At 69.9% G+C, this 4,172-nt stretch carries 3 protein-coding genes; all 3 read right to left on the bottom strand.

The genetic code is table 11. The features are described from left to right. On the bottom strand, positions 1-1,439 hold a 1,439-nt coding region (locus AC5LSR_RS07475), incomplete at its 3' end, for an NAD(P)/FAD-dependent oxidoreductase (protein ID WP_493468288.1). Positions 1,440-1,616: 177 nt separating this feature from the next. After that, the gene (locus AC5LSR_RS07470) at positions 1,617-2,585 is read right to left on the bottom strand and encodes a uracil-DNA glycosylase (protein WP_250286392.1); all 969 of its coding nucleotides are present in this window, start codon (positions 2,583-2,585) and stop codon (positions 1,617-1,619) included. 702 nt (positions 2,586-3,287) lie between these two features. Beyond that, a partial coding sequence (locus AC5LSR_RS07465) for a Ppx/GppA phosphatase family protein (protein ID WP_493468287.1) occupies positions 3,288-4,172 on the bottom strand: 885 nt, incomplete at its 5' end.

Here is a 4,172-nt window from a genome sequence, read left to right as displayed (position 1 = left end):
AGCGGTGTTCCCCCGGGGGTCTTGGCCGGCCCCGCGCTCCTGGCGGGCGCGGGCGACTTGCGGGCGGCCGAGGCGGAACCGTTCGTCTCCGTCCCTCCCGTCGCCTCCGCCCGTCCCGCCGGCTTCCCGGCAAGCGCGGGCTGCTGGGCGGCCGCCTCCGGCGCCGCCACCGCCGGAGCGCCCGCCGGGCTCGCGGCCGCGCGGAAGCTCGCCCTGGGGTCAGCGAAGGATCCCAGCGAGACGATCTCCCGCCGGAAGAACAGCGACAGCGTCCAGTCCGCGAGCACCCGCGCCTTGCGGTTGAAGGTCGGCACCCGGCTGAGGTGGTAGGTACGGTGCATCAGCCACGCGGGCCAGCCGCGCAGCTTCATCCCGTACACGTCCGCCACGCCCTTGTGCAGGCCGAGCGACGCGACGCTCCCGGCGTACTTGTGCTCGTACGGCGCGATCGGCTCGGCGCGGAGATCGGCGAGAATGTTGTCCGCCAGCACCTTGGCCTGACGGACGGCGTGCTGGGCGGACGGACCGGTCGTCGCGCCCTCCCCCTTGGTGAGGTCGGGCACCGCGGCGCAGTCACCCGCCGTCCATGCCTGCTCGACGCCGTCCACCTGCAGGAAAGCGGTCGCCCTGATCCGGCCCCGCTCGTCGAGCGGGAGATCGGTGTTGGCGAGCAGCGGATGGGCCTTGACCCCGGCGGTCCAGACGATGGTCTCGGCGTCGAACTCCTCACCGCTGTCGAGCACCACATGACCGTCCACAAGGCTTTTCACCCGGGTATTGATTTTCATCTCGATACCACGGTGCTCAAGCTGCTTCAACGTGTACAGGCCCATCGCCGGCGAAACCTCCGGCAGCACCCGCCCGCTCGCCTCCACCATCACCCAGCGCATGTCCGACGGCGACAGCTCAGGATAGAACCTGCAGGCGTCCCGGGCCATGTCCTCAAGCTCGGCTATCGCCTCGATACCCGCGAACCCGCCGCCGATGAATACAAATGTCAGCGCGCGGCGCCGGAGCTGCGGGTCGGTACTGGACGCCGCGACGTCCATTCGTTCGATGACCTTGTTCCGAATGTGGATCGCCTCGGCCACGCTCTTGAAGCCGATGCCCAGCTCCGCGAGACCCGGGATGGGCAGCGTCCGGGCGACCGACCCGGGACAGGCGACCAGGATGTCGTAGTGGAGCTCATGCGGCGCGCCCTGATTTGGCGCAATATAGGCGACCCGCTGGGCATGGTTGACCCCGGTCACGCTGCCGCTGACCACACGGCAACCATTCAGCACCCTACGTAGTGGTACGACGACGTGTCGTGGCTCGAGGTTTCCGGCCGCCGCTTCGGGAAGAAACGGCTGATATGTCATGTACGAGTTGGGCTCGACCACCGTCACGGTCGCCTCGCCCTGACGAAGGCGACGCTGAAGACGCAAAGCCGTGTACATACCGACGTAACCGCCACCCACAACAAGGATGTGCGGAGGTTGTCCAAAGCTCATACAAAAAAGGTACTCGCCACCACGCGACCATGCCCCCGGATACGGCGCCGGTGGACGACGGACTCACGTGACGTACAACACGCGGAGATCAACTCGGCGACGTGTACATCGACGGTGGTTCAGTTATTTATCACTGACCGCGCCGCTTACCCTCGCCGCGGCACCGAGCACAGAGTCGATCATCTCGGCGGTGACCCGCCCGGTGAACGTGTTCTGCTGGCTGGGATGGTAGCAGCCGAAGACAACCAGCCCCGCTCGATGTTCGGTGACGCCCCCGTCAGCGCCATCTCGTTCGGTGACGCCTTGCGCTGTGACATCTCGTTCAGTGACATCTCGTTCAGTGACATCTCGTTGGGAGACATCTCGTTGGGAGACGGCTTCTCCAGATGCGGCTTCTCCAGATGCGGCTTCCGCGGAGGCGGCTCGCCGCACCGGGCCGGCCGGCGGGCGTGTGGGGCCCGGCGCGGGAACATCCGCGAGAACGACCCGACGGCCGTGCCCGAACGCCGGCCGTGGCGACGGCAGCGGATGACCGGCCCGCTCCAGCGCGGGCCACAGCGCCGTCCAGGCGAACCCGCCGAGCACGACGACCGCACGCAGCGTCGGCCGCAACAGTTCAAGATCGCGAATCAGCCATCCCCGGCAGGTGTCCCGTTCCAGGGTGGTCGGCTTGTTCGCCGGTGGGGCGCAGCGCACCGCGGCCACGATACGAGTGGAGATCAGACGCTGGCCGTCACCGGCCGACACCGAGGTCGGCAACCGCGCAAGCCCGACCCGGTGCAGGGAGGCGAACAGCCAGTCACCGCTGCGGTCCCCTGTGAAGATCCGTCCAGTGCGGTTGCCGCCGTGCGCCGCCGGTGCCAGACCGACGACGAGCACCCGGGCGTCCTCGGGGCCGAAGGACGGGACCGGCCGCCCCCAGTAACGCTCCCGCGCGAAAGCGGCCCGCCGCTGCCGGGCGACCTCCTCCCGCCAGCCCACCAGCCGGGGACAGGCCCGGCACACCGACATCCTGGCGTCGAGCTCGGCGGTGTCGCCCGCGGAGACAGCGAGCCGCCCGACATCACCCGGCGTGACCGCTACCGGGGTCACCGCCGAGGCGGGATCCCCCGGCCAGCCCGACCCCGGCGCGACCGGACGCCGGTCGCCGACACCACCGACACCGCCCTCGCCACCCTCGCCACCAGCGGATCCACCGTCGGCATCAGCGAGGCCAGCAGCACCACCAGCGAAACGAGCGGCATCGTCGGCATCGTCGGCATCGCCACCAGCGGCTGTGCCGGCGCCACCAGCGGCTGTGCCGGCTCCGGCGGCGGCACCGTCGACCGCGGCGTCAAGGACCCATACGGCGTCATGGAGTTCACCCATCGCACCCCGAGCCTAGAACGCCGGTCAAGTAACGCGGATCCCATCCACGACCACCCGCGCAGGCCATGATCCAGGAGAGTTTGTCGTTGTGTACGCTTTTTGGCCGCAAAAGCGTACACAACGACAAAATTACGCCGATCTTCTCTGGTGGCCGACGTCCATCGAAGCGTGCCATCGTTCAGGAGGGATACGTATGGTTACCTGACCGGCGCTCCAGAGCCTCAGCCAGACACCGCGAGCCCGGCCCGGAATCGATCAAGAACTAGTGATCGGATATCAACGGATCACGGGAACACGTGGCTGCTGTAGAAGTCCCTCTGTAGACGTCCCTTGGTTCTGTCTGTCAAGCGGCGGTGGCCCGTGATCCGGCCGCGGTGGCCCGTGGGCCTCGGTCAGGCCGGCGGTGGGTGTGCGCGGGCGAGGTGGTCACGGGGCGAGCAGCGACAGGGCGATACCATCGAGGATGTCGTGCTCGCTCGCGATCACGCTGGTCGCGCCGACCCGCTCGACCAGCGTCCGCAGCACCAGAGCCCCCGCAACGATCACGTCCACCCGGCCGGGATGCATCACCGGGAGAGCCGCTCGTTGCGCGTGCGACATCGTCGCCAACCGGTCGGCCACCGCGGCGACGTCCGACGCAGCCGTCACGGAAAGGTGAATCCGGTCGGGGTCGTAGCCGGGCAGGTCCGCGGCGAGGGCGGCCACCGTCGTCACCGTCCCGGCGACCCCGACGAGGGTCGCGGCCGAGCGGATGGCCACGGTCCGCTCGGCCAGGTCGAACGCCGCGTGGGCGTCGGCGACCACCGCCGCGAGCTGCGCGGGCGTGGGCGGGTCGTCGTGCAGGTGCCGTTCGGCCAGCCGCACGCAGCCGACGTTCACCGACTTCGCCGCGTGCACCCGTGCGGCGTCCCCGAGAACCAGCTCGGTCGACCCGCCGCCGATGTCGGCCACGACGAACGGCTCGGGATGGCCGCGCAGCTCACCGGTGGCACCGGCGTAGGACAGCGCGGCCTCCTCGTCACCGGTGATCACCTCCGGTTCGACGCCGAGGATCGCGCGGACGCCCGCCACCAGGGCGTCCCGGTTGCGGGCGTCCCTGGTCGCGCTGGTGGCGACCATCCGCACCCTGGACGCGCCGAGCCGGTCGATCTCCACGGCGTATGCGCGCAGCGCCGCGAACGTCCGCGCCAGCGCCTCGGGGGACAGCTCGCCGGTACGGTCGACGCCGGCGCCCAGCCGGACGATCTCCATGCGACGGGCCAGGTCCCGCAGCCGGGGGGCCGCGGCGGCCGCTCGCCGGCCGCCCGTGCC

The organism is Protofrankia sp. CiP1_Cm_nod4 (genome assembly GCF_982290645.1).
Note: the sequence above shows the minus strand (reverse complement) of the source record. Positions and strands in the feature narration are given on the sequence as shown.